General features: G+C 64.6%; 29 protein-coding genes and 1 pseudogene. 17 read left to right on the top strand and 13 right to left on the bottom strand.

Annotation, left to right across the window (positions count from 1 at the left end):
* The first annotated feature begins 5 nt into the window (after positions 1-5).
* The 6 genes from hemA to LOY51_RS22905 all read left to right on the top strand — a co-directional run bounded on the left by hemA (position 6) and on the right by LOY51_RS22905 (position 5,364).
* A complete protein-coding gene (gene hemA / locus LOY51_RS22930) occupies positions 6-1,283 on the top strand; it encodes a glutamyl-tRNA reductase (protein WP_110994771.1) in 1,278 nt (425 codons plus the stop codon).
* Positions 1,280-2,362, top strand: a complete 1,083-nt coding sequence (prfA, locus tag LOY51_RS22925; RefSeq protein ID WP_110994772.1) for a peptide chain release factor 1 — start codon at positions 1,280-1,282, stop codon at positions 2,360-2,362. Before hemA ends, prfA begins: the two co-directional genes overlap by 4 nt.
* On the top strand, positions 2,362-3,192 hold the full coding sequence (prmC, locus tag LOY51_RS22920; RefSeq protein ID WP_258643199.1) for a peptide chain release factor N(5)-glutamine methyltransferase: 831 nt from the start codon (positions 2,362-2,364) through the stop codon (positions 3,190-3,192). Before prfA ends, prmC begins: the two co-directional genes overlap by 1 nt.
* Positions 3,186-3,941, top strand: a complete 756-nt coding sequence (locus LOY51_RS22915) for a molybdopterin-synthase adenylyltransferase MoeB (protein WP_258643197.1) — start codon at positions 3,186-3,188, stop codon at positions 3,939-3,941. Before prmC ends, LOY51_RS22915 begins: the two co-directional genes overlap by 7 nt.
* Positions 3,934-4,731: a glutamate racemase gene (murI, locus tag LOY51_RS22910; RefSeq protein ID WP_125465531.1), complete on the top strand. Its 798-nt coding sequence runs from the start codon at positions 3,934-3,936 to the stop codon at positions 4,729-4,731. Before LOY51_RS22915 ends, murI begins: the two co-directional genes overlap by 8 nt.
* Positions 4,732-4,845: 114 nt before the next feature.
* Complete coding sequence (locus LOY51_RS22905) at positions 4,846-5,364, top strand: acyloxyacyl hydrolase (RefSeq protein WP_258646707.1); 519 nt, start codon at positions 4,846-4,848, stop codon at positions 5,362-5,364.
* A gap of 189 nt (positions 5,365-5,553) precedes the next feature.
* Here the strand turns inward: LOY51_RS22905 and LOY51_RS22900 are convergent, their stop codons facing one another.
* From LOY51_RS22900 to LOY51_RS22880, 5 genes are all read right to left on the bottom strand, one after another.
* The gene (locus tag LOY51_RS22900) at positions 5,554-6,240 is read right to left on the bottom strand and encodes an SDR family NAD(P)-dependent oxidoreductase (protein WP_258643195.1); all 687 of its coding nucleotides are present in this window, start codon (positions 6,238-6,240) and stop codon (positions 5,554-5,556) included.
* Complete coding sequence (gene phrB, locus LOY51_RS22895; protein WP_258643193.1) at positions 6,237-7,679, bottom strand: deoxyribodipyrimidine photo-lyase; 1,443 nt, start codon at positions 7,677-7,679, stop codon at positions 6,237-6,239. Before phrB ends, LOY51_RS22900 begins: the two co-directional genes overlap by 4 nt.
* 4 nt (positions 7,680-7,683) lie before the next feature.
* Positions 7,684-8,562: a MerR family transcriptional regulator gene (locus tag LOY51_RS22890; protein WP_258643191.1), complete on the bottom strand. Its 879-nt coding sequence runs from the start codon at positions 8,560-8,562 to the stop codon at positions 7,684-7,686.
* Positions 8,552-9,520 (bottom strand): YbgA family protein, encoded by a 969-nt coding sequence (locus tag LOY51_RS22885; RefSeq protein ID WP_125860345.1) that lies wholly within the window; start codon positions 9,518-9,520, stop codon positions 8,552-8,554. The genes LOY51_RS22890 and LOY51_RS22885 overlap by 11 nt, the downstream gene beginning before the upstream one ends.
* Positions 9,521-9,627: 107 nt before the next feature.
* Positions 9,628-10,614 (bottom strand): NAD(P)/FAD-dependent oxidoreductase, encoded by a 987-nt coding sequence (locus LOY51_RS22880; RefSeq protein WP_125465526.1) that lies wholly within the window; start codon positions 10,612-10,614, stop codon positions 9,628-9,630.
* 187 nt (positions 10,615-10,801) lie between these two features.
* On the opposite strand from LOY51_RS22880, the gene LOY51_RS22875 reads away from it, so the two are divergent.
* Entirely contained in the window at positions 10,802-11,707 is a 906-nt protein-coding gene (locus LOY51_RS22875; protein WP_258643189.1) for a TIGR01777 family oxidoreductase, read from the top strand.
* 13 nt (positions 11,708-11,720) lie between these two features.
* Complete coding sequence (gene hemH / locus LOY51_RS22870) at positions 11,721-12,734, top strand: ferrochelatase (RefSeq protein WP_125860341.1); 1,014 nt, start codon at positions 11,721-11,723, stop codon at positions 12,732-12,734.
* A 114-nt stretch (positions 12,735-12,848) separates the two neighbouring features.
* Here hemH and LOY51_RS22865 read toward each other — a convergent pair whose 3' ends face one another.
* Entirely contained in the window at positions 12,849-14,123 is a 1,275-nt protein-coding gene (locus LOY51_RS22865) for a uracil-xanthine permease family protein (protein ID WP_110994784.1), read from the bottom strand.
* A gap of 2 nt (positions 14,124-14,125) precedes the next feature.
* Positions 14,126-14,764, bottom strand: coding sequence for a uracil phosphoribosyltransferase (gene upp / locus LOY51_RS22860; protein ID WP_110994785.1), 639 nt, complete (start codon positions 14,762-14,764; stop codon positions 14,126-14,128).
* A gap of 163 nt (positions 14,765-14,927) precedes the next feature.
* Here upp and LOY51_RS22855 point away from each other — a divergent pair, with 163 nt between their 5' ends.
* The 4 genes from LOY51_RS22855 to LOY51_RS22840 all read left to right on the top strand — a co-directional run bounded on the left by LOY51_RS22855 (position 14,928) and on the right by LOY51_RS22840 (position 16,874).
* The gene (locus LOY51_RS22855; protein ID WP_125465523.1) at positions 14,928-15,485 is read left to right on the top strand and encodes a hypoxanthine-guanine phosphoribosyltransferase; all 558 of its coding nucleotides are present in this window, start codon (positions 14,928-14,930) and stop codon (positions 15,483-15,485) included.
* Positions 15,486-15,487: 2 nt separating this feature from the next.
* Positions 15,488-15,961 (top strand): WbuC family cupin fold metalloprotein, encoded by a 474-nt coding sequence (locus LOY51_RS22850; RefSeq protein ID WP_125860339.1) that lies wholly within the window; start codon positions 15,488-15,490, stop codon positions 15,959-15,961.
* Between the two features lie 81 nt (positions 15,962-16,042).
* Complete coding sequence (locus LOY51_RS22845; protein ID WP_125465521.1) at positions 16,043-16,513, top strand: hypothetical protein; 471 nt, start codon at positions 16,043-16,045, stop codon at positions 16,511-16,513.
* Positions 16,514-16,583: 70 nt separating this feature from the next.
* Positions 16,584-16,874: a PA4642 family protein gene (locus LOY51_RS22840; protein WP_110994788.1), complete on the top strand. Its 291-nt coding sequence runs from the start codon at positions 16,584-16,586 to the stop codon at positions 16,872-16,874.
* 163 nt (positions 16,875-17,037) lie between these two features.
* Here the strand turns inward: LOY51_RS22840 and mqo are convergent, their stop codons facing one another.
* Positions 17,038-18,543 (bottom strand): malate dehydrogenase (quinone), encoded by a 1,506-nt coding sequence (mqo, locus tag LOY51_RS22835; protein ID WP_110994789.1) that lies wholly within the window; start codon positions 18,541-18,543, stop codon positions 17,038-17,040.
* A 606-nt stretch (positions 18,544-19,149) separates the two neighbouring features.
* On the bottom strand, positions 19,150-19,383 hold the full coding sequence (locus LOY51_RS22830) for a hypothetical protein (RefSeq protein WP_125465520.1): 234 nt from the start codon (positions 19,381-19,383) through the stop codon (positions 19,150-19,152).
* Positions 19,384-19,600: 217 nt separating this feature from the next.
* Here LOY51_RS22830 and LOY51_RS22825 point away from each other — a divergent pair, with 217 nt between their 5' ends.
* The gene (locus tag LOY51_RS22825; RefSeq protein ID WP_110994791.1) at positions 19,601-20,185 is read left to right on the top strand and encodes a YajG family lipoprotein; all 585 of its coding nucleotides are present in this window, start codon (positions 19,601-19,603) and stop codon (positions 20,183-20,185) included.
* A gap of 258 nt (positions 20,186-20,443) precedes the next feature.
* On the opposite strand, the gene LOY51_RS22820 is transcribed toward LOY51_RS22825, so the two are convergent.
* On the bottom strand, positions 20,444-20,650 hold the full coding sequence (locus LOY51_RS22820; RefSeq protein WP_125465519.1) for a hypothetical protein: 207 nt from the start codon (positions 20,648-20,650) through the stop codon (positions 20,444-20,446).
* A gap of 158 nt (positions 20,651-20,808) precedes the next feature.
* Here LOY51_RS22820 and LOY51_RS22815 point away from each other — a divergent pair, with 158 nt between their 5' ends.
* Positions 20,809-21,069, top strand: a complete 261-nt coding sequence (locus LOY51_RS22815; protein WP_258643182.1) for a hypothetical protein — start codon at positions 20,809-20,811, stop codon at positions 21,067-21,069.
* Positions 21,070-21,261: 192 nt separating this feature from the next.
* Here the strand turns inward: LOY51_RS22815 and LOY51_RS22810 are convergent, their stop codons facing one another.
* A complete protein-coding gene (locus tag LOY51_RS22810) occupies positions 21,262-22,428 on the bottom strand; it encodes a 1-acyl-sn-glycerol-3-phosphate acyltransferase (RefSeq protein ID WP_125466248.1) in 1,167 nt (388 codons plus the stop codon).
* Between the two features lie 125 nt (positions 22,429-22,553).
* Here LOY51_RS22810 and LOY51_RS22805 point away from each other — a divergent pair, with 125 nt between their 5' ends.
* Genes LOY51_RS22805 through LOY51_RS22795 form a run of 3 tightly spaced genes read left to right on the top strand, consistent with a single transcriptional unit; the run spans position 22,554 to position 23,632 of the window.
* Positions 22,554-22,736 (top strand): CPXCG motif-containing cysteine-rich protein, encoded by a 183-nt coding sequence (locus tag LOY51_RS22805; RefSeq protein ID WP_045196022.1) that lies wholly within the window; start codon positions 22,554-22,556, stop codon positions 22,734-22,736.
* On the top strand, positions 22,736-22,996 hold the full coding sequence (locus LOY51_RS22800) for a putative signal transducing protein (protein WP_125465517.1): 261 nt from the start codon (positions 22,736-22,738) through the stop codon (positions 22,994-22,996). Before LOY51_RS22805 ends, LOY51_RS22800 begins: the two co-directional genes overlap by 1 nt.
* 15 nt (positions 22,997-23,011) lie before the next feature.
* Positions 23,012-23,632, top strand: coding sequence for an SOS response-associated peptidase (locus LOY51_RS22795; protein ID WP_125465516.1), 621 nt, complete (start codon positions 23,012-23,014; stop codon positions 23,630-23,632).
* Between the two features lie 191 nt (positions 23,633-23,823).
* Here the strand turns inward: LOY51_RS22795 and LOY51_RS27285 are convergent, their stop codons facing one another.
* Positions 23,824-24,567, bottom strand: coding sequence for a methyl-accepting chemotaxis protein (locus LOY51_RS27285; RefSeq protein ID WP_371923704.1), 744 nt, complete (start codon positions 24,565-24,567; stop codon positions 23,824-23,826).
* 114 nt (positions 24,568-24,681) lie between these two features.
* A pseudogene (locus LOY51_RS27280) lies at positions 24,682-24,882 on the bottom strand (HAMP domain-containing protein); the annotation flags it as partial.
* Positions 24,883-25,884: the final 1,002 nt, after the last annotated feature.

Here is a 25,884-nt window from a genome sequence, read left to right as displayed (position 1 = left end):
CTTGCATGGCCTTTCTTGCACTTGGTATCAACCATAAGACTGCCTCGGTAGACGTACGCGAGCGCGTGGCGTTTACCCCAGAGCAGCTGGTGGATGCCCTGCAGCAGCTCTGCCGACTGACCGCCAGCCGCGAGGCGGCGATCCTGTCCACCTGCAACCGCAGCGAACTCTATATAGAGCAAGACCAGCTCGGCGCCGACGCGGTGCTGCAATGGCTGGCCGACTATCACCAGCTGAGCCTCGATGAACTGCGCGCCAGCGCTTATGTGCACGAAGAGCACGACGCGGTGCGGCACATGATGCGGGTGGCTTCGGGCCTCGACTCGCTGGTGCTGGGCGAACCGCAGATCCTCGGCCAGATGAAGTCGGCCTACGCCGTGGCCCGCGAGGCCGGCACCGTCGGCCCGCTGCTCGGGCGGCTGTTCCAGGCCACCTTCAGCGCCGCCAAGCAGGTGCGCACCGACACCGCCATCGGCGAGAACCCGGTGTCGGTGGCCTTTGCCGCGGTCAGCCTGGCCAAGCAGATCTTCTCCGACCTGGGGCGCAGCCAGGCGCTGCTGATTGGTGCTGGCGAAACCATCACCCTGGTCGCCCGCCACCTGCACGAGCAGGGCGTGCGCCGCATCGTCGTGGCCAACCGCACCCTCGAGCGCGCCAGCATGCTGGCCGAGCAGTTCGGCGCCCACGCCGTGCTGCTGGCGGATATCCCGCAGGAGCTGGCCAACAGCGACATCGTCATCAGCTCCACCGCCAGCCAGTTGCCGATCCTGGGCAAGGGGGCGGTGGAAAGCGCGCTGAAGCAGCGCCGGCACAAGCCGATCTTCATGGTCGACATCGCGGTGCCGCGTGACATCGAGCCGCAGGTCGGCGACCTGGATGACGTCTACCTCTACACCGTCGACGACCTGCACGATGTGGTCGCGGAAAACCTCAAGAGCCGCCAGGGCGCGGCCCAGGCCGCCGAAGAGCTGGTGTCGGCCGGCGCCGACGATTTCATGGTGCGCCTGCGCGAGCTGGCCGCGGTGGATGTGCTCAAGGCCTATCGCCAACAAAGCGAGCGCCTGCGCGACGAAGAGCTGCAAAAGGCCCAGCGCCTGCTGGCCAACGGCGGCAACCCCGAAGAGGTACTGGCGCAACTGGCCCGGGGGCTGACCAACAAACTCCTGCACGCGCCCAGCGTGCAACTGAAAAAGCTCTCTGCCGAAGGCCGCCTCGATGCACTGGCCATGGCCCAGGAACTCTTCGCCCTCCATGAGGGCTCGACGGACAAAACCCCGCAATGAAAGCGTCGCTGCTGAACAAACTGGACACGCTCCAGGACCGCTTCGAGGAACTCACCGCGCTGCTGGGTGATGCCGAAGTCATTTCCGACCAGACCCGCTTCCGTGCCTATTCCCGCGAATACGCCGAAGTCGAGCCGGTGATCGCCGCCTATAAAGAGTGGCGCAAGGTCCAGGATGACCTCGAAGGCGCCCAGGCACTGCTCAAGGACGCCGACCCCGACCTGCGCGAAATGGCCGTCGAGGAAGTGCGCGAGGCCAAGGAGCAGTTGGTTGGCCTTGAGTCGAACCTGCAGCGCATGCTGCTGCCCAAGGACCCCAACGACGGGCGCAACGTGTTCCTGGAAATCCGCGCCGGCACCGGCGGTGACGAGGCGGCGATCTTCTCTGGCGACCTGTTCCGCATGTACTCGCGCTATGCCGAGAAACGCGGCTGGCGCCTGGAGATTCTCTCCGAGAACGAAGGCGAGCACGGCGGCTACAAAGAGATCATCGCCCGGGTTGAAGGCGACAGTGTGTACGGCAAGCTGAAGTTCGAGTCCGGCGCCCACCGCGTGCAGCGTGTGCCCGAGACCGAGTCGCAAGGCCGCATCCACACCTCGGCCTGCACCGTGGCCGTGCTGCCCGAGCCCGATGAGCAGGTGGCGATCGAGATCAACCCGGCCGACCTGCGCGTGGACACCTACCGCGCCTCTGGCGCCGGCGGCCAGCACGTCAACAAGACCGACTCGGCGATCCGTATCACCCACTTGCCGACCGGCATCGTGGTCGAATGCCAGGAAGAGCGTTCGCAGCACAAGAACCGTGCGCGGGCGATGTCCTGGCTGTCGGCCAAGCTCAACGACATGCAGACCAGCGCCGCGCAGAACGCCATTGCCAGCGAGCGCAAGCTGCTGGTCGGTTCGGGCGACCGGTCCGAGCGCATCCGCACCTACAATTATCCACAGGGCCGGGTGACCGACCACCGCATCAACCTCACCCTCTACTCCCTCGACGATATCCTCGCCGGCGGTGTGGACGCGGTGATCGAGCCGCTGCTGGCCGAGTATCAGGCCGATCAGCTGGCCGCCCTGGGGGATTGATGACCATCATTGCCAGCCTGCTGCGCAACGCGCAGTTGCCGGAGTCGCCTACCGAGCGCCTGGACGCCGAGCTGCTTTTGGCCGCGGCCCTGGGCAAGTCGCGCAGCTACCTGCACACCTGGCCCGAGCGCATCGTCAGCAGCGAGGCCGCCGAGGCGTTCGCCGGTTTTATCGAGCGCCGTCGCGCGGGTGAGCCGGTGGCCTACATCCTGGGCCAGCAAGGCTTCTGGAAGCTCGACCTGGAAGTGGCGCCGCACACCCTGATCCCACGCCCGGACACCGAGCTGCTGGTGGAGACCGCCCTTGAGCTGGTCCCGGCCTCGCCTGCCCGGGTGCTGGACCTGGGCACCGGCACCGGCGCCATCGCCCTGGCCCTGGCCAGCGAGTGCCCGGCCTGGCAGGTGACGGCGGTGGACCGTGTCGATGAAGCCGTGGCGCTGGCCGAGCGCAACCGTCAGCGCCTGGGCCTGGGCAATGCGCAGATTCGCGCCAGCCATTGGTTCGATGCACTGGTCGGTGAGCGCTTCGACCTGATCCTCAGCAACCCCCCCTACATTCGCGCCGCCGACCCGCACCTGGTTGCCGGCGATGTACGCTTCGAGCCCAGCAGTGCCCTGGTGGCAGGCGAAGATGGCCTGGACGACCTGCGGGTGATCGTCGCCCAGGCGCCGCAGCACTTGCTGCCTGGCGGCTGGCTGCTGCTCGAACATGGCTACGACCAGGCCCCGGCGGTGCGCGAACTGCTGGCGGCCAGCGGCTTCATCGAGGTCGCCAGCCGTGTCGACCTGGGTGGCCACGAGCGCATCAGCCTGGGGCGCCTGCCATGCTGAGCGACCTGGAACTGTTGCGTTACAGCCGGCAGATTTTGCTGTCGCAAGTGGACATCGACGGCCAGCTGCGCTTGAAGCACGGCAAGGCGCTGGTGATCGGCCTTGGCGGCCTGGGCTCGCCGGTGGCGCTGTACCTGGCCGCCGCCGGCGTCGGCCAATTGCACCTGGCCGATTTCGACACCGTCGACCTCACCAACCTGCAGCGCCAGGTCATCCACGACAGCGACAGTGTCGGCATGAGCAAGGTGGATTCGGCGATCAAGCGCCTGCAGGCGATCAACCCGGAAATCACCCTGGTCGCCCATCGCCAGGCGCTGGATGAAGATTCGCTGGCCGCCGCGGTGGCGGCGGTGGACGTGGTGCTGGACTGCTCCGACAACTTCGGCACCCGGGAGGCCGTCAATGCCGCCTGTGTCGCGGCCGGCAAGCCGTTGGTCAGCGGCGCGGCGATCCGCCTCGAAGGCCAGCTGTCGGTGTTCGATACGCGGCGCGACACCAGCCCCTGCTACCACTGCCTGTACGGCCATGGCAGCGAGGCCGAGCTGACCTGCAGCGAAGCCGGCGTGCTGGGCCCGCTGGTTGGGTTGGTCGGCAGCCTGCAAGCACTGGAAGCCCTGAAATTGCTGGCGGGCTTCGGTGAGCCGCTGGTGGGGCGCCTGCTGTTGATCGATGCGCTGGGCACCCGCATGCGCGAACTGCGGGTCAAGCGCGACCCAGCCTGCGCCGTGTGCGCTACCCGCCATGGCTGAAGGGCTGGCGCCGGTCGGCGTGATGGATTCGGGGGTCGGCGGTTTGTCGGTGCTCGCCGAAATCCAGCGCCTGTTGCCCAATGAATCGCTGCTGTATGTGGCCGACAGCGGCCACGTCCCCTATGGCGAAAAGTCCCCCGACTACATTCGCCAGCGCCTGCGTCATATCGCCGGGTTCTTCCGCGAGCAGGGTGCCAAGGCGATGGTCCTGGCCTGCAATACCGCCACCGTGGCGGCGGTCGCCGACCTGCGCGAGCTGTACCCCGACTGGCCGCTGGTGGGCATGGAGCCGGCGGTCAAGCCGGCGGCGGCGGCAACCCGCTCTGGCGTGGTCGGCGTGCTGGCCACCACCGGCACGCTGCAGAGCGCCAAGTTCGCTGCCTTGCTCGACCGTTTCGCCAGCGATGTGCAGGTGATCACCCGGCCTTGCCCGGGGTTGGTGGAGTGCATCGAGGCCGGCGACCTGGCCAGCCCGGTCTTGCGCCAATTGCTGGCGGGCTATGTGCAGCCGTTGCTCGAGGCGGGCTGCGATACCTTGATCCTGGGTTGCACCCACTACCCCTTCCTGCGCCCGCTGCTGGCGCAGATGGTCCCGGCAGACGTGGCGATCATCGACACCGGTGCCGCCGTGGCACGCCAGCTCCAGCGCCTGCTGGCGGTGCGCGGCTTGCTCGCCGAGGGGCCGGCGCAGCCCACCCGGTTCTGGAGCAGTGCCGACCCGGCCACCCTGAAAAAAATCCTGCCGTTGCTGTGGCATAAGTCTGACTGCGTGCAAAGCTTCCCTTTATAAAAAGTGTGAAGGGCGTCAATCGCCGTTGGAACTATCGTTTCGCCGTCGATTTCTACCGCTCTGCCTGCATGGCGGGCAAACACAGCAAACACCATCAGGAAGTAGGGGGTGCGCATGCGCAAACTGGGCGTCTTGGCGGCCGTTGCCGCCGTTTCTCTGGGGCAGGCAGTGGCTGTGCAGGCTGCTGACATTTCGTTTTCGGTGGGGCAGACGGGGGACTCGACCTGGGTCTATCGGCTGGGCTTGCAGTCGAACTGGGACGCCAGCTGGTGGCAAACCGGGGTCGGGCGCCTGACGGGCTACTGGGATGGCGCCTACAGCTATTGGCAGGGTGACAAGACCGCCAGCAACCACAGCCTGTCGTTCGCGCCGGTGTTCGTCTATGAGTTCGCGGGCGAGTCGATCAAGCCCTACATCGAGGCGGGGATTGGTGTAGCGGCATTCTCCAGCACCGAACTTGAAGACAATCAGTTGGGCTCGTCATTCCAGTTCGAGGACCGTATCGGCTTTGGCCTGCGCTTCGCGGGCGGGCATGAGCTGGGGATTCGCGCCACCCACTATTCCAATGCCGGGTTCAAGCAGCCCAACGACGGGGTGGAAAGCTACGCCCTGCATTACCGCATGCCGTTGTAGAACTGAGCCCTGCTTCCAACATCGTGGGAGCGGGCTTGCCCCGCGATCTGCCGCAACGCGGCAGTAAAGCCCGAAATTGGGTACAGGAGCGCTTCGCACTCCATCGCGGGGCAAGTCGCATCGGCGCACCGCCGCTCCCACGAAATTTTTCATACAAAGCCTAACGCCTTGGCCTGTCGGCGAAGCGGTTCAGCCTGGTAACGGCCAGAGGCTGTTCAGGCTCAGCGCCTCAAGCACCAGTTCAGGTTGGCGCTGTTCCAGGCGTGCCAGCAATTCGTTGGCTGCGGTCTGTGCGGTCCAGGGTTCCGGGATGGCCTGGGCCAAGGTGACCGGGGTTTTCAACGACTGTGGCGCGACGATCGTCAGGTCCACGCCCAACGTCTTCAGGGTTGCGCGTTGGTTGCGCAGCCACCTTGGCAGGCTGTTGAGACCGCTGGGCCGTTGGTTTGGCTCGAACAGTTGTGACGCCGAATAGCGGCTCAGGACCACCATCACCTGCGGTTTGTCACCCTTGGCGAGCAAGGGCAGGGCCGCCGCCAGGCAGTGCTCGGCGGCGCGCAGGTTGCTGGCGACGATCATCTCGAACAGGTCGGTGCCCGTCACGTCGTCGGCCAGGTAGTCGCAGCTGCCGGCGTTGATGATCAAGGTGTCGAGCGCACCCCACCGCGCCTGCAGCTGCTGGCTGGCGGTATCGGCCTGGCCTACCTCCTGTAACTGGCCAGGAAGGCAAAGCACCTGTTCGCTCAAAGTTTGGAGTTGCTCGCAGTCCCTGCTGCTTGCGGCGACCCGTTGCCCCAGGTCGAGCAATCGTTCCACCAGGGCCAGACCAAGTCCGTTGGTAGCCCCCGTTACCCAGAAACTGCGAGTAGTACTCAAATGGTTTCCCTCTGATTCTGCCAGGTGGACAAACCCTTGAAGGCGTCCAATGCACGCTGGCGACTGCTTTCGAGATCGACGATCGGACTGGTGTAGTAATTTGTAGCAAATAGGTCGGCAGATTTCACCGGGGAATGAATGTATTTATCATCCCTCTGCCGCAACTCAGGCAACCAGTGGCGTATGAAAACGCCTTTGGAATCGAAGCGTTGTGATTGGGTGACCGGGTTGAAGATGCGGAAGTAGGGCACCGCGTCCGTGCCCGTCGAGGCACTCCACTGCCAGCCGCCGTTGTTGGCGGCCAGGTCGCCGTCGATCAGGTGGCGCATGAAATGGCGTTCCCCCTCGCGCCAGTCGATCAGCAGGTTCTTGCTGAGGAACATGGCCACGATCATGCGCAGGCGGTTGTGCATCCAGCCGGTGTGCAGCAGCTGGCGCATGGCGGCATCGATGATCGGGAAACCGGTGCGGCCTTCTTTCCAGGCTTGCAGGTCTTCAGGTGCGTTGCGCCAGGGCAGGGCCTCGGTGTGGGCACGGAAGGCGCGGTGCCGGGACACCTGTGGATACCCCACCAGGATGTGTTTGTAGAACTCCCGCCAGAGCAGTTCGTTGACCCAGGTCTGCACGCCGGCATTGCCGCTGTCGAACTCACCCTGGTTGCTGGCCAGGGCGGCATGCAGGCACTGACGCGGCGAGATCACCCCCGCGGCCAGGTAGGGTGAAAGTTGGCTGGTGCCGGCCACGGGGGGCAGGTCGCGCTGTTGTGGGTAGTCTTCGACACATTCGTCGAGGAAGCGCGCCAGGCGCTGGTGCGCCTCGTCCTCGCCGGCCGGCCAGTGCTCGCGCAGGGCCGCGGGTGTGCTGTCGAAGCCTTCGATGTGCGCAGGGATGGGGTCGCTGGCGATGTCCAGGGCGCCTTGGCGCTGAACACGCGGGGCGCGGGCGGGCAGGCTGCGGTGCAGGTGCTCCAGGCAGACCCGTTTGAACTGGCTGAACACCTGGAAGTAGTGGCCGCTGCGGGTGAGCACGCTGCCGGGCTTGAACAGCAACTGGTCGAGATGGCCATGGGCACCGATCCCGGCCTGTTCCAGCAGCCGTGCGGTGGCCTGGTCGCGTCGGGCTTCGTTGACGCCGTACTCGTCGTTCCAGTGCACGGCCTCGATGTTGTGCTGGCGGCACACCTCGAGTACCGCTTCAGGCACCTCGGCCCAGCTGTCGGTATGGCGGATCAGCAGCGGGATGTTCAGGGCTTGCAGCGACTGGCGCAGCTGGAGCAGGTTGCGCAGCCAGAAGTCGACCTTGCAGGCGGCGTCGTCGTGGCTTTGCCACTGCCCGGGGCTGGCGATCCACAGGGCCACGGTGGGGCCGCGCTGGCAGGCGGCCGAGAGGGCGGTGTTGTCGTCGATGCGCAGGTCGCTGCGCAGCCAGATCAATTGCATGGGTTTAGCGGCCTGTTGAGTGTTGAAGGCGGTGCAAGGCGGCCTGTGGGCTGTCGAACAGCTGCAGGCCGGGCAGGCCCAGGGCATGCAGTTCGGCCTGATGCAGGCTGATGCTGCGGCCGCCCAGCAGTTTTGCGCCGTTTACCTCCTGCAGGGTGCGGCCGAGGGCGGCGAGGTCCGGGCGCCGGCCGAGGTAGAGCAGCAGCGCGCGTGGCTGCAGCAGCTCGACGGCTTGGCGCAATTGGCGGGGTTCCACCGGCCATTCGAGGATCTCCAGCGGCTGGCCACTGCTGCTGAGCAGCCAGGCGCAGAGCCAGAATTCGGCATCGAAGGGGGTGTCGTCGGTGCGTGCCAGCAGTACGCAAGCCCCCGCCAGGGAATGGCTGTCGTGGTACACCCGGGCGCCCAGCTTGCTGCGCAGCCAGGTGTTGAAGAACGCTTGCTCCAGGCCCGCGTCGAAGTGTGTTTGCCAGCGCAGGGCAAGCGCGTCGAGCAGCGGCAGCAACAGGCGTTCGCACACCGTGACGGCCGGATACAGGGCCATGGCCTGATTCAGCAGTTGGTCGAGTGGGCGTTGCGCCAGCTGGGCGATAGCCTGGATCAGTTGCTCGATGCGCTCACCCCATTCGCCCTCGACCGGGGTGCTGGCATCTGCCGCGTTGTCCAGCAGTGCGCGCACCTGGCTTACCGCCGCGCCGCGTTCGAGCCAGCGCAGCACTGCCTGCACGCGTTGCACCTGGTCCTGTGGATAAAGGCGGTGGCCCTTGGCTGTGCGTTGCGGCTTGATCAACCCGTAACGGCGCTCCCAGGCGCGCAGGGTGACCGGGTTGACGCCGGTCAGCCGGGCGACTTCGCCAATCGGCAGCAGGGCTTCAGATGGCATTGCGCAGCCCGAGGCGTTCAGGGTGGGGTTGCAGGTAGGCCTGCTGCAAAAGATAGGGGTCGGGGTGGCAACGCAGGTGGTGTTTGAGCAGGGTCAAGGGCACCACCAGCGGCACCACGCCTTGCTGGTACTGGCCGATGATCTGCTGCAGCTCGGCCTTGTCGGCCTGGTCGAGGTCGTTGCGCAGGTAACCGCTCAGGTGCTGCAGCACGTTGCCATGGGTGCCGCGGCTGGCGCAGCGGCGCAGGGCCTGCATCAGCTGGCTGAAATAAGCGCGGCCGAATTGTTCGGGGTCGTGGTCGCGGGTCATGCTGCCGAGCAGCTTGCCCAGGCTTCGATACGCCTGCGGGTTATGGGCCATCAACAGGTACTTGTAGCGGGCGTGGAAACGGATCAGCGCGCCACGGCTGAGGCCGCCCTGCAGCACCTGCTGCCAGTCGGCGTAGGCATACACGCGGCTGATGAAGTTCTCGCGCAGCACCGGGTCGTGCAGGCGGCCTTCTTCTTCCACCGGCAGGTCCGGGCGGTTGGCGCAGAAGGCGGCGGCGTAGGCGCCACGCCCGCCCTGGCTGGCCGGGTAGCCGTTCTCCTGGTACACCTTGACCCGCTCGAGCCCGCAGGAGGGCGATTTCTGCATGAAGATGTAGCCGCAGATATCGTCGAGTTCGCTGGCCATCTGTTGGCCGTAGGCACGCAGCGGGCCGGAAAAATCGGTGCTGCTGTCGCGGGTGCCGGTGACGGCAGGGTGCTCCGGGTCGCCGACCAGGCGGATCGGCTCGCGAGGCACGCCCAGGCCGATGGCGACTTCCGGGCACACGGTCACCCATTCGAAGTGCTCATCGAGCAGCTCATGGCACAGGTCGGAGTGCTTGTGCCCGGCGTTGTAGCGCACGTTGAGGCCGGTGAGGCAGGCGCTGATGGCCAGGCGTGGCTTAGCGCTCGGGGAGGGAAGGTTCATGGTGTGCTCCGGAAGTACTTGTACAGGCAGCAGGGTTTGTACAAGGCAATTCCAGCACATTTGAAAACTTATACAAGAATTATTTCTTGTATAGATTTTCTGTCCGGTTATTCCAGGTGTTCCAGCAGCCGCCGAGCCGCCTCCTGGCCACTGAGCCAGGCGCCTTCGACGCGCCCGGACAGGCACCAGTCGCCACAGGCATACAGGCCCAGGTCGGCATCGGCCAGGGCGCCCCATTCATGGTTCACGGCTGGCCGGGCATACAGCCAGCGGTGGGCGAGGGCGAAGGTCGGCGCAGGCACCACGCAACCGACCAGCTCGGCGAATTCGCCCCACAGCTGTTCGATCACGTCTTCCTTGGGCAGGTCGATGTGCTGCTTGCTCCAGCTGGAGGTGGCGTGCAGCACCCAGGTGTCGAGGTGCGCTTCGCGCCCGGGCTTGCTGCGGTTGCGCGCAAGCCAGTCGAGCGGGTTGTCTTGTACGAAGCAGCCTTGCATGGGGGTATCGAGCGGGGTTTCGAAGCCCAGGGCGATCGCCCAGGTCGGCTCCATCTGCACGCCTGCGGCGACCGCGGCAAGCTTTGGGGTGGCGGTCAGCAGTTGCGTTGCCTGCGGCGCCGGCACGGCGATGACTACCCGGCTGAACGGGCCGTGGCTGCAGCCTTCGGTGTCCTGCAGGTGCCAGTAGTGCTTGCCGCGGAACACCTCGGCGATGCGGCAGCCGAAGTTGACCGTGACATCCTTGAGCAAGCCGCGGGTAATGGCGCTCATGCGCGGTACGCCGACCCAGCGGGTCTGTTCGTCGGGGGAGGGGGTGAGTTCGCCATCGCGGTAGTTGTACAGCTGTGGCTTCCACTGTTCGGCCCAGCCGCTGGCGACCCAGTGTTGCACCTGCTCGACGAAACGCCGGTCGCGGGCGGTGAAGTATTGGGCACCGAGGTCAAGCGCACCCGCCTCGCTGCGTTTGCTGGCCATGCGCCCGCCGCTGCCGTGGCCTTTGTCGAACAGATGGACGGTGTGCCCGGCTTTCTGCAAGGCCTGGGCGGCGGACAAACCGGCGATGCCGGCACCGATGATGGCAATAGGTACTGTCATGATGGCCTCTTCGAACCTCGCTGTTCGCAGCCTACGCTGCCAGGCAAACCTGTACAATACGCAATGTTTGTATAAGGTTATTCCGCTCGATAGGGCAGCTTGGCCTATGTTTATCCGAGAGCGTTCGGTCAAAAAAGTGCCTTGATCTTAAAAATAGACCACGGCCGCCAACTCTGAGGACACAGTCATGCATATATTGCTGACCGGCGGTACCGGCCTCATCGGCCAGCACCTTTGCCAGCTGTGGCGAGGGCAGGGTCACCGCCTGACCGTGTGGAGCCGTACCCCCGCGCAGGTGCCCAAACGCTGCGGCAGCGACGTGCGCGGTGTCGCTCGGCTGGAGGACATTGCCGCGGATGATGCCGTGGACGCGGTGATCAACCTGGCCGGCGCGCCGATCGCCGATCGGCCCTGGACAGCCGGGCGACGCAGCCTGCTCTGGGCCAGCCGGATCACCCTCACCGAGCAGTTGCTGGCCTGGCTCGAGGGCCGCGAGCAACGCCCCGAGGTGCTGATATCCGGCTCTGCCGTTGGGTGGTATGGCGACGGTGGCGAGCGCGAGCTGACCGAGGCGTCCGCGCCGGTCAAGGAAGATTTTGCCAGCCAGTTGTGCATCGCCTGGGAGGAGACCGCCTTGCGCGCCCAGGCCCTCGGCATCCGCGTAGTGCTGGTGCGAACGGGGTTGGTGCTGGCCAGCGACGGCGGCTTTTTGTCGCGCCTGCGCCTGCCGTTCAAGCTGGGGCTGGGCGGGCCGCTGGGCGATGGCCGGCAGTGGATGCCGTGGGTGCATATAGACGATCAGGTCGCCCTGATTGATTTTCTGTTGCAGCACAAGGAGGCCAGCGGTCCCTATAATGCCTGCGCCCCGGAGCCGGTGCGCAATCGCGAGTTCGCCAGGCAACTGGGGCGTGCCCTGCATCGCCCGGCGTTGCTGCCGATGCCGGCGGTGCTGCTCAAGGCCGGGCTGGGTGAGTTATCCACACTGCTGCTTGGCGGCCAGCGTGCCCGCCCGGTGCGCCTGCTGGCGGCAGGCTTCACGTTCCGCTTCAACGATCTGCAATCGGCGCTGGGCAACCTGTCCAGCCGCCTCTGACATAGGACGCTGCATGACCGATCACGCTCTGCTGCTGGTCAACCTGGGCTCGCCGGCCTCCACCTCGGTGGCCGACGTGCGCCGTTACCTCAACCAGTTCCTCATGGACCCGTACGTGATCGACCTGCCCTGGCCGGTGCGACGCCTGCTGGTGTCGCTGATCCTGATCAAGCGCCCCGAGCAGTCGGCCCATGCCTACGCCTCGATCTGGTGGGACGAAGGTTCGCCGCTGGTGGTGCTGACCCGCCGCTTGCAACAGGCGATGACCGCCCACTGGCCCCATGGCCCGGTCGAGATCGCCATGCGCTATGGCCAGCCGGCGCTGCCCGAGGTGCTTGAGCGCCTGGCTGCCCAGGGCGTGCGTAAGGTGACCCTGGCGCCGCTTTATCCACAGTTCGCCGACAGCACTGTGACCACCGTGGTGGAGCTGGCCAAGCAGACCATCGCCGAGCGCAAGCTGCCGTTGCAGACCCGTATCCTGCAGCCGTTCTACGACCACCCCGACTACATCGACGCGCTGGTCGCCAGCGCCCGGCCGCACCTGGAGCAGGGTTACGATCACCTGCTGCTGAGCTTCCATGGCCTGCCCGAGCGCCATCTGAAGAAGCTCGACCCTACCGGCAAGCACGATTTCCAGGCCGCCGATTGCTGTGCTGGCGCCAGCGCCGAGATGCGCGCGGTGTGCTATCGCGGCCAGTGCCTGGCCACCGCCAAGGCTTTCGCGCAGAAGATGGGTATCCCGGATGGCAAGTGGTCGGTGTCGTTCCAGTCGCGCCTGGGGCGCGCCAAGTGGATCGAGCCCTACACCGAAACGCGCCTGGATGAGCTGGGCAAGGCGGGGGTGCAGAAGCTGTTGGTGATGTGCCCGGCATTCGTCGCTGACTGCATCGAGACGCTGGAAGAGATCGGCGATCGGGGCAAGGAGCAGTTCATCGAGGCGGGAGGCAAGGAACTGGTGCTGGTGCCGTGCCTGAATGATCACCCGGAGTGGGTGAAGGTGTTGGCGGGGATGTGCGAGAAGGCCTGAGGCCTGGGTTGCCTGGGCTGGCCTCTTCGCGGGTAAACCCGCTCCCACAGGTTTTTCAGCGAACCTGTGGGAGCGGGTTTACCCGCGAAGAGGCCAGATCAGGCTAGCGCCGAATCAAGGCAACTGATCATCCAGCTTCTTGTGTTTCCAACCATCGTTGCCCGGCAGGATCAGGTTCAGGGCAATGGCCACAATGGCGCAAAGGGCGATACCTTTCAGGCCCCAGTCGTCCGGGCCGTCGCCGCTGCCGATCAGTACGCCGCCGATGCCGAACACCAGGGTCACCGACACGATCACCAGGTTGCGTGCTTCGGCCAAGTCGATCTTGTGGCGGATCATGGTGTTCATGCCCACCGCCGCGATCGAGCCGAACAGCAGGCACAGAATGCCCCCCATCACCGGTACCGGGATGCTCTGCAGCAGTGCGCCGAACTTGCCGATGAAGGCCAGGGTGATGGCGAACAGCGCCGCCCAGGTCATGATCTTCGGGTTGTAGTTCTTGGTCAGCATCACCGCGCCGGTCACTTCGGCGTAGGTGGTGTTGGGCGGGCCACCGAACAGGCCGGCGGCGGTGGTCGCCAGGCCGTCGCCCAGCAGGGTGCGGTGCAGGCCAGGCTTCTTCAGGTAGTCACGGCCGGTCACGCTACCGACGGCGATTACCCCGCCAATGTGCTCGATGGCCGGTGCCAGGGCGACCGGAACGATGAACAGGATGGCCTGCCAGTTGAAGGCCGGGGCGGTAAAGTTCGGCAGTTCCAGCCAAGGGGCCGCGGCGATCTTGGCGGTGTCGACCACGCCAAAGGCGAACGACAGGGCAAAGCCCACCAGCACGCCGGAGATGATCGGTACCAGGCGGAAGATGCCTTTGCCGAACACCGCCACGATCAGCGTGGTCAGCAGCGCCGGCATGGAGATCATCATCGCGGTCTTGTACGGCATCAGCGCAGCGCCGTCACCGCCCTTGCCCATGGCCATGTTGGCGGCAATCGGCGCCATGGCCAGGCCAATGGAGATGATCACCGGGCCGATGACCACGGGCGGCAGCATGCGGTCGATGAAGCCGGTGCCTTTGACCTTCACCATCAGGCCCATGAAGGTGTAGACGAAGCCTGCGGCCATCACGCCGCCCATGGTCTCGGCCAGGCCGAACTGGCCCTTGGCGAGGATGATCGGGGTGATGAAGGCAAAGCTCGATGCCAGGAACACCGGGACCTGGCGACCGGTCACCAGCTGGAACAGCAAGGTGCCGATGCCGGCGGTAAACAGCGCGACGTTAGGATCGAGGCCGGTGATCAGCGGCATCAGCACCAGCGCGCCGAATGCCACGAAGAGCATCTGCGCGCCCGAGACGACCTGGCGCCAGAGCGGGTCGTTGAAGCCGTCCTGCATGATCAGGCGTCCTTCTGCTTGGTGCCGAAGATCTTGTCACCGGCATCGCCCAGGCCGGGGACGATGTAGCCATGTTCGTTCAGGCGCTGGTCGATCGAGGCGGTGTAGATCTTCACATCCGGGTGGGCTTTCTCCACCACTTCGATACCTTCAGGTGCCGCGACCAGCACCATGGCGCGGATCTCTTTGCAGCCGGCTTTCTTCAGCAGGTCGATGGTGGCGACCATCGAGCCGCCGGTGGCCAGCATCGGGTCGATGATCAGGGCCAGGCGCTGGTTGATGTCCGGTGCGAGCTTTTCAAGGTAGGTGTGCGCTTCGAGGGTTTCCTCGTTGCGGGCAACGCCCACCGCACTGACTTTGGCGCCGGGGATAAGGCTGAGCACGCCGTCGAGCATGCCGATGCCGGCACGCAGGATAGGCACCACGGTGATCTTCTTGCCGGCGATTTTCTCGACCTGCACCTTGCCGCACCAGCCGTCGATCTCGTAGGTCTCGAGTGGCAGGTCCTGGGTGGCTTCATAGGTCAACAGCGCGCCGACTTCCTGGGCGAGTTCGCGAAAATTCTTGGTGCTGATATCGGCGCGGCGCATAAGGCCGAGCTTATGGCGGATCAGCGGATGGCGGATCTCACGAGTAGGCATAGGGGGGGCTCCGGAAGGCGGGCAAAAAAACCGCGCTAGATTAATCTATTCAGTCCTGACTGTCGTGCGGTCATTGTGCACGTTAGTCCATAAAGGCTTGATCTGGGACGAGCGGATGCGTACCTTTGCCCGCTTTTCCAAAACGCACCCCCTGGAGAGCGCCATGTCCGCCGATCTCGAGCATATCCGTCAAGTGATGCACGAGGCTGATTGCCTGTACAACGAAGCCGAGGTCGAGGCCGCCATCGCCGAGGTCGGCAAACAGATCTGCAAGGACCTGCATGACAAGAACCCGGTGGTTTTCTGCGTGATGAACGGTGGCCTGATCTTCGCCGGCAAGCTGCTCACCCACCTGCAGTTCCCGTTGGAGGCGTCGTACCTGCACGCCACCCGCTACCGCAACCAGACCAGCGGCGGTGAACTGTTCTGGAAGGCCAAGCCCGAGGTGTCGTTCATTGACCGTGACGTATTGATCGTCGACGACATCCTCGACGAGGGCCACACCCTCAGCGCCATCATCGAGTTCTGCAAGCATGCCGGTGCCCGCTCGGTGCACACCGCCGTGCTGATCGACAAGGATCACGACCGCAAGGCCAGCCCGGACCTGAAAGCCAACTACGTCGGCCTGCCGTGCGTCGATCGCTACATCTTCGGCTATGGCATGGACTACAAGGGCTACTGGCGCAACGCCAACGGCATCTTCGCCGTCAAGGGCTTGTAATCATGCGCCAGCCCGCGTTTATCGATCAGGCGTTGTTCACCGGGCTGGCAGCGCAGTCAGCGGCCAACCCGCGTGGCCGCCAGCACCACAACTTCCATGACATGGAAGAGCCTTGCCACCGCATGGCCGTGGGCCTGCAACCGGATACCTACATTCCGCCGCACCGGCACCTGAGCGTGGACAAGGCCGAGGCGTTGATCGTGCTCAAAGGGCGGATCGGCCTGTTGATCTTCGATGAGCAGGGTACCGTCACCGACAAACGTGTGATGGAGGCGGGCGGCGACTGCCTGGGTGTCGATCTGGCGCCGGGGACCTATCACGGGTTGGTGGTGCTGCAAGCCGACAGCATGCTGTTCGAGTGCAAGGCCGGCCCTTATCGCCCGGTGGGCGAGGGCGAGCTTGCCCACTGGGCGCCGCGTGAAGGCGAGGCCGGTGTGGCCGAGTACCAGGCCTGGATGCGCGCGCAGTTCGACTGAGCGGCCAGGCGGCCTCGCTGAGCAGGCCGCTACGGCCGAACAGACCATGCTAGAGTGCCCCTTCAAGCCAAGGAGCCTCACATGCGTGCGTTCGTCCCTCTCCTGTTGGCGGTGAGCCTGCCGCTATCTGCTGCCCCGCTGCACAGCCAGTTCCTGCCCCCCGACGACCTCGCCCTGCGCCAGGAAGCACCGACCAGCCAGCAGCTGCTGCAGGTCACCGACTATTCGGTGGTGGTGGGCACCCAGCGCCAGTCCGACCAGCAACCCATCCCAATCACCTCCTCGTTGCAGATGCGCCTGAAGGGCAAGCCCTTGAGCAAGGGCTCGACCATCGGCGAGGTGCTGATCAACTTCGACGGCGAGGGCGGCAAGAGCCTGAAAAAGCCGGCTTATGACGACAAGCGCCGCACCCTGACCCTCAATTACCCGATGGCCGACTACCGGGTGATCATGGACCTGCTGCGCAACGAGACCCTTTACGTGCAGTTCCTCACTTACGGCAACGGCCATGTCTGGGCCGATCTGCACACCGGAACCGTACGTACGCGTTGAGGCACGATCAATTCGAGGGGTACACTGCCGGCCTTCGAAAATGTCCTAGACAGTCCAGTGGGAGTCCTTGATGCGTAAAGACAAGAAACAGGTGATTGGTGACGAAATCAGCGACGAGTACATCAAGAGCTTCCTGCAGTTCGAGCCGGCCGATGGCCTCACCTCGCCGTCGCACCACAAGCTGATCAAAGGCTACCGCGGCCTGCGTATCGACGATTTCGAGCGTTATGTCGGTTTCTTCCTCGAGGCCGGTTACGACCTGGATGGCAAGGACGAGCACGGCAAGACGTTCGTCGAGGTGATTGCCGACCAGCGCAACGCCCCTGAGTACATCGAGATCATCGACAACGCCCGCGGCTGATTGATTGGCCTGTACTGGCCTCTTCGCGGGGCAAGCCCGCTCCCACGCCGCCGACTCCAGGCATTGTGGGAGCGGGCTTGCCCCGCGATAGGGCCGGCACAGGCTGATAGATATCCAGGCACAAAAAAACGCCCCGAGGGGCGTTTTTTTCGTTTCAGCCGGTTCAGGCGTAGTGCTTGGCCGGACTGTCCTGCGCCAGGTCCAGCGCCACATCGTTGTCGGCGCTGATCTTGTGGTACAGCGCAGCGTCGGTCGCCAGGACCTTCTCGCGGGCCGGGAAGATTTCCTTGAGCTTGGCAGCCCAGGCACCCTTCGCCTGCTCGGGGAAGCAGCGCTCGATCAGCTCAAGCATGATCGACACGGTCACCGAAGCGCCCGGCGATGCGCCGAGCAGTGCAGCCAGGCTGCCGTCCGCGGCCGAAACCAGCTCGGTGCCGAATTGCAGCACGCCGCCTTTTTTCGGGTCTTTCTTGATGATCTGCACACGCTGGCCGGCCACTTCCAGGCGCCAGTCCTCGGCTTTCGCCTCGGGGTAGAAGCGACGCAGGGCTTCCAGGCGTTGCTCCATCGACTGCATCACTTCGCTGACCAGGTACTTGGTCAGGTCCATGTTGTCGCGGGCCACGGCCAGCATCGGGCCGATGTTGCCCATGCGCACCGACAGCGGCAGGTCCATCAACGAGCCGTGCTTGAGGAACTTGGTGGTGAAGCCGGCGTACGGGCCGAACAGCAGCGAGGTGTTGCCATCGACCACGCGGGTATCCAGGTGCGGAACCGACATGGGCGGGGCGCCAACCGCGGCCTGGCTGTAGACCTTGGCCTGGTGCTGCTTGACGATTTCCGGGTTGTCGCAACGCAGCCACTGGCCGCTGACCGGGAAGCCGCCGAAGCCTTTGCTTTCCGGGATGCCGGAGGCCTGCAGCAGGGGCAGTGCGGCACCACCGGCGCCGAGGAAGACGAAGCGGGCGTCGACTTCACGGCTGCCGCCGCTGTTGACGTCCTTGATGCTCACGGTCCAGCCGCTGCCGTTACGGCGCAGGCCGACGACCTTCTTGCTGTACTTGACCTGGGTGTCCGGGCTGTTGCCCAACAGCTTGAGCAGCTTGTTGGTCAGGGCGCCGAAGTTGACGTCGGTGCCTTTGGCCACGCGGGTCGCGGCGATGCGCTGGTCAGCCGGGCGGCCAGGCATCATCAGCGGCATCCAGTCGTTCATCACGGCCTTGTCTTCGGTGTATTCCATCTCCGAGAAGGCGTGGTGCTGCTTGAGCAGCTCGAAACGCTTCTTGAGGAAGTCGATACCCTTGTCACCCTCGACGTAGCTCAGGTGCGGAACTGGGTTGATGAAAGCACGCGGCGAGCCGAAGTTGCCCTTCTTGCTCAGGTAGGCCCAGAACTGGCGCGAAACCTCGAACTGGGTGTTGATGTGCACGGCTTTCTTGATGTCGATGCTGCCATCGGCGGCCTGCGGGGTGTAATTCAGCTCGCACAGGCCGGCATGGCCGGTACCGGCGTTGTTCCAGGGGTTGGAACTCTCCGCGGCTCCGGAGTCCATCGCCTCTACGACCTCAAGCTTCAGGGTCGGGTCGAGCTCCTTGAGCAGTACGGCCAGGGTGGCACTCATGATGCCCGCGCCTACCAGTACCACATCAACCGATTCGTTCTGCGCCATTTAACGCGTCTCCACAATCTACAGCTACCTAATTGACAGCACAGGATCCCTGGGTTTGCCAGGATCGCCATGTCCGACTCTTCGCAGTTCTTGCAACTTCAGCGGACACTGCCAATCAGTCTTGGGTGTTCAGGTATTGAACGCCGTATGCCACGGGTGCGGCAATTCGACTTATGGTCAAGTGATCCGTCATGCGTTACGGGCCGGCCTCAGGCTCCCATCCAGGATGAGCGCTTGTGCCGTCTGCGCAGGGCTGTTTGTGAAAGATCTGCTGCTTTTACACATGCCAGACTGTTCATTGCTCGCCACACTCTCGTGAAGTTGTGAAAAACCGTTTTTTCACGCTCTTTTGGAGACGTGAACCTCAAAAGTGGACTGCACGATGGCAACCCGCAGGTTCATGCGCAGCAGAAGGCCGGAAACAGCAGGCACGACAGCCAATGCAAGACCTGAGTGGAAGGCTCTCTGTGGGCGAAGCGTAGAAGGTGCCGGGGTCAGTCGGCGAATGCGGGGCCCGATCAGGAGACGTCCTTATAATCGGGGGCAGATTATAGCGAGGTCGCAGGCAGAAAGGTCGGTCTTTATGGGTTTTTATTGCAGCGTTTGTCAGGCTGCGAGGGGGCGACGCTGCCAACGGCTGGTTGCGTGGCTGCAAATTCGGGCGCTGGCGGGTAGCGGTTGGCCCAGCCAGCCGAGGTGCGCCTCGCTGACCAGGACCCAGCCGGCGGCCGTTGGCGGCTGGCGGGTCTGCTTGAAGCCCAGGCAGATGCCATTGCTGTCGAGGTGAGCGTAGGTGAAGTGGCGCTGACGTTTGAAAAGCAGGGTCCAGAGCGAGGCCATGGCGGTTTGTCCTGTCAGGTCGGGCTGGCGCAAGCATAACGGCGGGGGCATGAAACCATTGTGACAAGCGGGGCGAGCTGCAAGCCGAAAGCTGCAAGCAGCAAGAAAGTCGTGTGCCGTCACGCGCTCTGCCTCCTCTTGCAGCTTGAGGCTTGCCGCTTAGAGCTTGCCCCTAGGTATACTGTGGGCCTTTGCCGCTTTTTCTGGAGAAATGCGCATGTTGCAACGTCTGTTGGTCGGTTTGTTCGCGGTGGCCAGCCTGAGCCTGGCCGGGTGTGCCCACAGCCCGCAACAACTCAGCCCGCAACCCAAGCTCACTCAGCAACTGGCGCCGGTCGGCCATGGCCAGCCGGTGGTGGTCAGGGTGGTTGACGGTCGCGCCTCGCAATCGCTGGGCACCCGTGGGGGCATGTACCCCGAAACCAGCACCATCAGCGTCAGTGGCAATGATGTCGTGCCCAAGCTGCAGGCCCAGGCCGAAGCGGCGGTGCGCCTGCTTGGCTTTACCCCGACGCCCAACGCTGGCAACGTGCCGCAGCTGACCGTGACCCTGGCCGAACTGAAGTACCAGTCGCCCAAGGACAAGATGTACGTGACCGAGGCCACCATCGGCGCCACTTTCCGCGCCGACGTGTCGAACGCCAACCGCCGCTACAGCGGCCGCTACGGTGCTTCGCTCGACCAGCGCTTCGGCATGGCGCCGAACCAGGAAACCAACACCAAGCTGGTGAGCGATGTGCTCAGCGATGCCCTGACCCGCCTGTTCAAGGACCCGACCATCGGGCAGGTGCTGGGCGAGTAAGCGCTTCGGTGTAATGCAAAAGCCCGCTGCCTGGGTGCCATGCAGCGGGCTTTTTTGTGCGCAGGCTTCGCCGGTGCCCACAGGACTATGCATATCCTGAGTAGAGCGCCGGCCCTATAGGAGCGGCTTTAGCCGCGAACACCGGTGAAGCCGGTGCCATGCACCGCGTCGCTTGCTTCGCGGCTAAAGCCGCTCCCACAGGATGTTTGCTGGTTTCAAACGATGCATTCAGCCTGCGATGAAGCCGTTGAAGATGTCTCAGGCCGCTAGGACGTGGAAGTCCAGCAAGCTGATGCCGGTCTGCATGTCGACCTCGGGCAGGTCGTCATGGCTGTGTCCGCCCAAGGCGCAATACACCAGCCACTGGCGGTCCTGGACATTGATCGAGAAGCTGTCGATCAGCGCTTGTTGCTCATCGCTCTGGGCAACGAGGTACAGGCGGTCCTGGTTTTCGGCGTGCAGCATGACAAGCTCCGGTACGGTGGAAGGCCGACAGGGTGGCCTGTCCTGATGACGAGCGTGTGACAGATGAAATTAACTGACACTTTGTCGCAAAAAGCGGGAGGGGCATGCCGGCTTGGGTAGAATGCCGGGCTTTGCCGTCGTGATACCGAGGTCGTGCGATGTCGTTGCAAGTGCTCTGGGGCTTCCTGGCTGCCCACCCGGCCAAGCTGATCAACCTGCTGGCCCTGTTGATAACCTGCCCTGGCGGGCTGCTGCTGCACAGTGCCCGGCGCCGCGCCAGCATGACCCGTGAAAGCCTGGCGGTGGACGAAGGGCTGGTGGATGCCTTCGACCGGCGCGTGCCGCGTTACTACTACATCCTCGGTTTTTCGTGCCTGGCCATGGCGCTGCTGCTGTCGTGGTTCAGCACCTGGGTCTGAAGCCTGGTGTTCCATTTGTGGTAGCGGCGAACTCAAGACCTGCACTCTGCCTGTGGGAGCGGGTTTACCCGCGAACACGGGCATAGCCCGTGCCAGGCACCGAGGTGTCATCTTCGCGGGTAAACCCGCTCCCACAGGCAGAGTGCAGCTGTTTGAATGGCGAGCAAGACACTTGCTCGCACAAGCCACTCTTCAGGCGGACAGGGGCTGGCGCTTCACCTGGTACTGGTTGCGCACTGGCGTCGCATACTGCTGCACCAGGTACGGCTGCTGTTCCACCGGGCATGCGTCGAGGCGACGCTGCCATTCTTCCTTGGCCTTGGCCAATTCGTCCGCCGGGAACAACTTCTCCGCGCCTGGCACCTCGAGTGCCGCATCCTTCTCGGCCCACATCGCATAGGCCAGGTAGTGCACCGGGAACAACCGGTAGCCACCGAGAATCTGTCGGTCGATGGCTTGCGCCAGCTGCTTGGTGTCTTCGTGGTACTCGGTCACCGGTGGGGCAAAGTTGATGTGCACGCGCCCTTTGTAGCCAGTAATGCCCTGGGCGATGCTGTTGTCGTCCTCGCCCGGGGCCTTCTTGTAGCTGCCGGTGGTGGCGCGGATGTAAAGCTCGCGGGCCTTGGCCTGGTCGCAGGGGTCGTATTCGTAGCTGATCGACACCGGGATCAGGTTCAGGCTCTGGATCACCGCGCCGAACGGCTCGTCCTTGCGGCTCATGTGGAACATTTTGAGAATGGCCGAATCGGTGCGGTCGTCACCGTCCTTGGCGCGGCCTTCGGCCTGGGCGATCCAGATCGAAGCACCGTCGTTGCGGATCGAGTGGTTGATGTAGGCCGACAGCAGCTGGTAGGCGGCCAGTTTCTCGCGGCGCCCGCTGATCGAGCGGTGCACGATGAAACTCTTGTTCAGGCGCATCATGTCGCTGACGAACGGCTTCTGCAGCAGGTTGTCACCAATGGCGATGCGCGGCGTGGGCAGGCCCGCGTGATAGACCGCGTAGTTGACGAAGGCCGGGTCCATGACGATGTCGCGGTGGTTGGCCAGGAACAGGTAGGCGGTGCCCGACTTGAGCTGCTCGACGCCGGAATAGGTGACGCCGTCGGTGGCGCGGTCGATGGTGCGGTCGACGTAGTACTCGACCTTGTCCTGCAGCGTCGAGACGCAGGTAACGCCGGCGAACTCTTTACGCAGGCGCCGGGCGATCAGCGGCTTGAGCAGCCAGCCGAGGGCGCCCGCCGCGCGCGGGAAGCGGAAGTGGGTGAGGATATCGAGGAATGCCGGGTCGCTGAGCAGGCGTGCCAGAACGGCAGGGACCTCAGCGTCGTCGTACGGTCGGATGGCATCGAATTCGCCCATCATGCTCTCTTGTTGGAAACGGCTAGGGTAATAAGGTAGGGACGGGGTCGGACAAACGGCTCCGACACACACAGGCCCTGTAAACAGACCGGCAATTATACGCACAAGTCACTCGGGAGGCCGCGATGCTGGAGACTGCACTCTACGATTGTCCCTATTGTGGTGAAGAAGTCGAAACGACGGTGGACCTGTCCGGCGGCGATCAGGAATACATCGAGGACTGCCAGGTGTGCTGCAAGCCTATCCGCTTCGTGCTGCAGGTACATGGCGAGGAGTGGATGCTCGATGTCTACGGTGAGAATGACTGATGCAGCGAATCTATGACCCGGAAAACCTCCTGGAGGCACAGATGCTGGTGGGTATGCTGGTCAGCGAGGGCATCGAGGTGCACCTGGTCGGGCGCGACCTGATGGGCGGTGTGGGCGAGCTGCCCATGCAGGGCCTGCTCGGCCTGGCAGTGGCCGATGAGCAGGCCGGCTACGCGCGGCAGTTGATCGATGCGTACAATGCGGCCCAGCCTCTTGCTGGCGACGAACCGGAAAGTTATCCGGGAACCCTGATCTGTTAGGTTTTGATTTCGCCCATGTGTGGACGCTATGCCCTGTTTCGCTGGTCCCAGGCCTTCGCCGGTCTGCCGGGGTTCCCCCCGGGCCAGCAGCCTCAATGGAACATCTCGCCCGGTGCCTCGGTGCTGATTCAGCGCCAGCTCGATGGCCAGCTGCAACTGGCCAGTGCCCGCTGGGGGTTGACCCCGGCCTGGCTGACCGACCTCTCCCGTACCCCCGCCCAGGCCCGCGCCGAGACCCTCGCAGAGCAACCGATGTTCCGTGAACCGTTCCGCCAGCGGCGCTGCCTGATACCGGCCAACGGCTTCTACGAGTGGCGCGGCACGGCGCGCAAGCGCCCTTATTGGGTCACCCCGGGGGAGGGTTCGGCGCTGTTCTTTGCCGCGGTCTGGGAAGAGTATCCGGTGCAGGAGCAGGTCTGGCTGAGTTGCGCGGTGATCACCCAGGCGGCCATGAACCAGCGCCGGCCGCTGATCCTGGATGAGGCCGAGCAGGCGCTCTGGCTCGACCCGGACACACCATTGCCGCGTTTGCACGAAATCCTGGCCAAGCCGCCAGGTGCCTTGCGCGAGCGGGCGCTGGCGCTGTTCGTCAATGATCCGAAGCTCGATGGGCCGGAGTGCCTGACCCCGGCCTAAAGCCTGGTTGATGCGTAGTCCCTGTGGGAGCGGGTTTACCGGAGTGCCGGACCACCGCGAAGTAGGCGGCGCGGTGGATGGCACCGGCTGCGCCGGTGTTCGCGGGCAAGCCCGCTCCCACAGGGGCTGCGCCAGATTTTAGATTTGATGCAAGACAGTAGCTCCTACAGGAGTACCTGTGCACCCAGGGATCAAACCCTGAACTGATTGATCAAGCGCCGCTGCTGCTCGGCCAGCTTGGTCAGCTCGGCGCTGGCCTGGCTCGACTCGTCGGCGCCGCCGGCCACTTCGCCGGCCACTTGGCCGATACTGATCACGTTGCGGTTGATGTCCTCGGCCACCGCGCTCTGCTGCTCGGCGGCGCTGGCGATCTGGGTGTTCATGTCGTTGATCACCGAAACCGCCTGGGTGATGCTCTCCAGCGACTGCGCCGCGCGGCTGGCCTGCTGCACGCTGACATCGGTCTTGCCCTGGCTGTCTTCCATCACCTTGACCACTTCGCGGGTGCCCTGCTGCAGCTGCTGGATCATCTGCTGGATTTCCTGCGTGGCCTGCTGGGTCTTCTGTGCCAGGTTGCGGACTTCGTCTGCGACCACGGCGAAGCCACGGCCCTGCTCGCCGGCGCGGGCAGCCTCGATGGCGGCGTTGAGCGCCAGCAGGTTGGTCTGCTCGGCAATCGCGCGAATCGCCACAAGGATGGCGTTGATGTTCTCGCTGTCGCGGGCCAGGTCCTGCACCACGGTCACCGCCCGGCCAATCTCGCCGGCCAGAGCGCTGATCGAGTGCGAGGTGTCACGCACGATCTCCAGGCCCTGGTTGGCCGCACGGTCGGCCTCGCTGGCAGCCTGGGCCGCTTGGGTGGCGTTGCGCGCCACATCCTGCGCGGTGGCGGTCATTTCCTGCACGGCGGTGGCCACCTGGTCGATCTCCACCATCTGCTTGTGCACGCCCTGGTTGGTGCGGATGGCGATGTCGGCGGTGTGCTCCGACGAATCGCTGACTTTCTGCACCGAGCTGACCACCTGGCTGATCATGGCCTGCAGCTTGATCAGGAAGGTGTTGAAGCCCTTGGCGATGGCGCCCAGTTCGTCGGCGCGGTCGCTTTGCAGGCGGCGGGTCAGGTCGCCTTCGCCCTGGGCGATGTCGTCGAGCATGGCCACCATCTGGCGCAGTGGGCGGGCGATGCCGTGGGCCAGCAGCCAGATCACCAGCAGACCCAGCGCGGCGATGCCCAGGCCGACCACGGTCATGCCGGCGATGTCGGTGCGACGTTGCTCGGCCAGGTCCTGCTGCAGCTGGTTGACGTCGGCCATCACCGTGCTCAACGGCAGTTCCAGCAGCAAGGTCCAGCGCGCATCGGTGCTGGCGACCTTGAACGGCAGGTACAGCTCGATGCGGTCCTTGCTGGCGTCCACTTCATAATGCAGCGCTTCGCCGCTCAAGCTGCTCAGGGTGGCCGCCTCTTCGCTGGCGAGAACCTCGCTGGCTTTTTCGCCGAACTTCGCCGGGTCTCGGGTGTAGGCGACCAGGCGGCCGTTGCTCGACACCAGTGCCAGTTCGCCGGCACCGTCGTAGAGCTGGCGGTCGGCGGCGTTGAGCAGGTCCTGGATGAAGTTCACCGACAGGTCGGCGCCGGCCATGCCCTGGAACTGGCCATTGACCATGATCGGTTCGACGAACGAGGCGAGCATGACCATCTTGTCGCCGACTTTGTAGGGTGCCGGGTCGATCACGCAGGCCTTTTTCGACTCTTTCGGGCACAGGTAGTACTCGCTGGCGCGCACACCGGTGGCCAGCACGGTGCGGTCATTGACGTCGGCCAGTTGGTCCTGGCCGAGGCTGCCGTCGCCGTTGCGGAACCACCAGGGCAGGAAGCGGCCGTTGGCGCTGTCGATACCGGTGAGCTTGCTGCCGACGTAGCGGGCGTCGTCATGGTCGAGGGCGTTGGGCTCCCAGCCCAGATACGCGCCCAGTACCGTCGGGTTGACCTCGACGGTGCGCTTGAGCTGGTTGATCAAGTGTTCACGGTCGACCCGCATCAGCGGGCTGCCATCGGCGGCCTGCATGCCGAGCATGGCGTTGCTGGTGGCCAGGCTGCGGGCAATCGCCAGGGGCGCCTCGAGGCCGCGCTGGATCTCGCTGACCTGGGTGCGGGCCAGGGCTGCCAGGCGCTGCTCGATCACGCTTTCGAACTGCTTCTGTGTGCGCTGTTCCACCAGCGCCTGGGTGCGTTGGCCGGAGTACACGGCATA

It is taken from the genome of Pseudomonas sichuanensis (assembly GCF_024749065.1).
In the GTDB taxonomy this organism is placed as follows: Bacteria; Pseudomonadota; Gammaproteobacteria; order Pseudomonadales; family Pseudomonadaceae; genus Aquipseudomonas; species Aquipseudomonas sichuanensis.
Note: the sequence above shows the minus strand (reverse complement) of the source record. Positions and strands in the feature narration are given on the sequence as shown.

What these genes read in the sequence shown, in the direction of transcription:
- hemA (WP_110994771.1), top strand. Translation starts at nt 6, where the DNA reads ATGGCCTTTCTTGCACTTGGTATCAACCATAAGACTGCCTCGGTAGAC.
- prfA (WP_110994772.1), top strand. Translation starts at nt 1,280, where the DNA reads ATGAAAGCGTCGCTGCTGAACAAACTGGACACGCTCCAGGACCGCTTC.
- prmC (WP_258643199.1), top strand. Translation starts at nt 2,362, where the DNA reads ATGACCATCATTGCCAGCCTGCTGCGCAACGCGCAGTTGCCGGAGTCG.
- LOY51_RS22915 (WP_258643197.1), top strand. Translation starts at nt 3,186, where the DNA reads ATGCTGAGCGACCTGGAACTGTTGCGTTACAGCCGGCAGATTTTGCTG.
- murI (WP_125465531.1), top strand. Translation starts at nt 3,934, where the DNA reads ATGGCTGAAGGGCTGGCGCCGGTCGGCGTGATGGATTCGGGGGTCGGC.
- LOY51_RS22905 (WP_258646707.1), top strand. Translation starts at nt 4,846, where the DNA reads ATGCGCAAACTGGGCGTCTTGGCGGCCGTTGCCGCCGTTTCTCTGGGG.
- phrB (WP_258643193.1), bottom strand. Translation starts at nt 7,679, where the DNA reads ATGCAATTGATCTGGCTGCGCAGCGACCTGCGCATCGACGACAACACC.
- LOY51_RS22890 (WP_258643191.1), bottom strand. Translation starts at nt 8,562, where the DNA reads ATGCCATCTGAAGCCCTGCTGCCGATTGGCGAAGTCGCCCGGCTGACC.
- LOY51_RS22885 (WP_125860345.1), bottom strand. Translation starts at nt 9,520, where the DNA reads ATGAACCTTCCCTCCCCGAGCGCTAAGCCACGCCTGGCCATCAGCGCC.
- LOY51_RS22880 (WP_125465526.1), bottom strand. Translation starts at nt 10,614, where the DNA reads ATGACAGTACCTATTGCCATCATCGGTGCCGGCATCGCCGGTTTGTCC.
- LOY51_RS22875 (WP_258643189.1), top strand. Translation starts at nt 10,802, where the DNA reads ATGCATATATTGCTGACCGGCGGTACCGGCCTCATCGGCCAGCACCTT.
- hemH (WP_125860341.1), top strand. Translation starts at nt 11,721, where the DNA reads ATGACCGATCACGCTCTGCTGCTGGTCAACCTGGGCTCGCCGGCCTCC.
- LOY51_RS22865 (WP_110994784.1), bottom strand. Translation starts at nt 14,123, where the DNA reads ATGCAGGACGGCTTCAACGACCCGCTCTGGCGCCAGGTCGTCTCGGGC.
- upp (WP_110994785.1), bottom strand. Translation starts at nt 14,764, where the DNA reads ATGCCTACTCGTGAGATCCGCCATCCGCTGATCCGCCATAAGCTCGGC.
- LOY51_RS22855 (WP_125465523.1), top strand. Translation starts at nt 14,928, where the DNA reads ATGTCCGCCGATCTCGAGCATATCCGTCAAGTGATGCACGAGGCTGAT.
- LOY51_RS22850 (WP_125860339.1), top strand. Translation starts at nt 15,488, where the DNA reads ATGCGCCAGCCCGCGTTTATCGATCAGGCGTTGTTCACCGGGCTGGCA.
- LOY51_RS22845 (WP_125465521.1), top strand. Translation starts at nt 16,043, where the DNA reads ATGCGTGCGTTCGTCCCTCTCCTGTTGGCGGTGAGCCTGCCGCTATCT.
- LOY51_RS22840 (WP_110994788.1), top strand. Translation starts at nt 16,584, where the DNA reads ATGCGTAAAGACAAGAAACAGGTGATTGGTGACGAAATCAGCGACGAG.
- mqo (WP_110994789.1), bottom strand. Translation starts at nt 18,543, where the DNA reads ATGGCGCAGAACGAATCGGTTGATGTGGTACTGGTAGGCGCGGGCATC.
- LOY51_RS22830 (WP_125465520.1), bottom strand. Translation starts at nt 19,383, where the DNA reads ATGGCCTCGCTCTGGACCCTGCTTTTCAAACGTCAGCGCCACTTCACC.
- LOY51_RS22825 (WP_110994791.1), top strand. Translation starts at nt 19,601, where the DNA reads ATGTTGCAACGTCTGTTGGTCGGTTTGTTCGCGGTGGCCAGCCTGAGC.
- LOY51_RS22820 (WP_125465519.1), bottom strand. Translation starts at nt 20,650, where the DNA reads ATGCTGCACGCCGAAAACCAGGACCGCCTGTACCTCGTTGCCCAGAGC.
- LOY51_RS22815 (WP_258643182.1), top strand. Translation starts at nt 20,809, where the DNA reads ATGTCGTTGCAAGTGCTCTGGGGCTTCCTGGCTGCCCACCCGGCCAAG.
- LOY51_RS22810 (WP_125466248.1), bottom strand. Translation starts at nt 22,428, where the DNA reads ATGGGCGAATTCGATGCCATCCGACCGTACGACGACGCTGAGGTCCCT.
- LOY51_RS22805 (WP_045196022.1), top strand. Translation starts at nt 22,554, where the DNA reads ATGCTGGAGACTGCACTCTACGATTGTCCCTATTGTGGTGAAGAAGTC.
- LOY51_RS22800 (WP_125465517.1), top strand. Translation starts at nt 22,736, where the DNA reads ATGCAGCGAATCTATGACCCGGAAAACCTCCTGGAGGCACAGATGCTG.
- LOY51_RS22795 (WP_125465516.1), top strand. Translation starts at nt 23,012, where the DNA reads ATGTGTGGACGCTATGCCCTGTTTCGCTGGTCCCAGGCCTTCGCCGGT.
- LOY51_RS27285 (WP_371923704.1), bottom strand. Translation starts at nt 24,567, where the DNA reads ATGGTGGAGATCGACCAGGTGGCCACCGCCGTGCAGGAAATGACCGCC.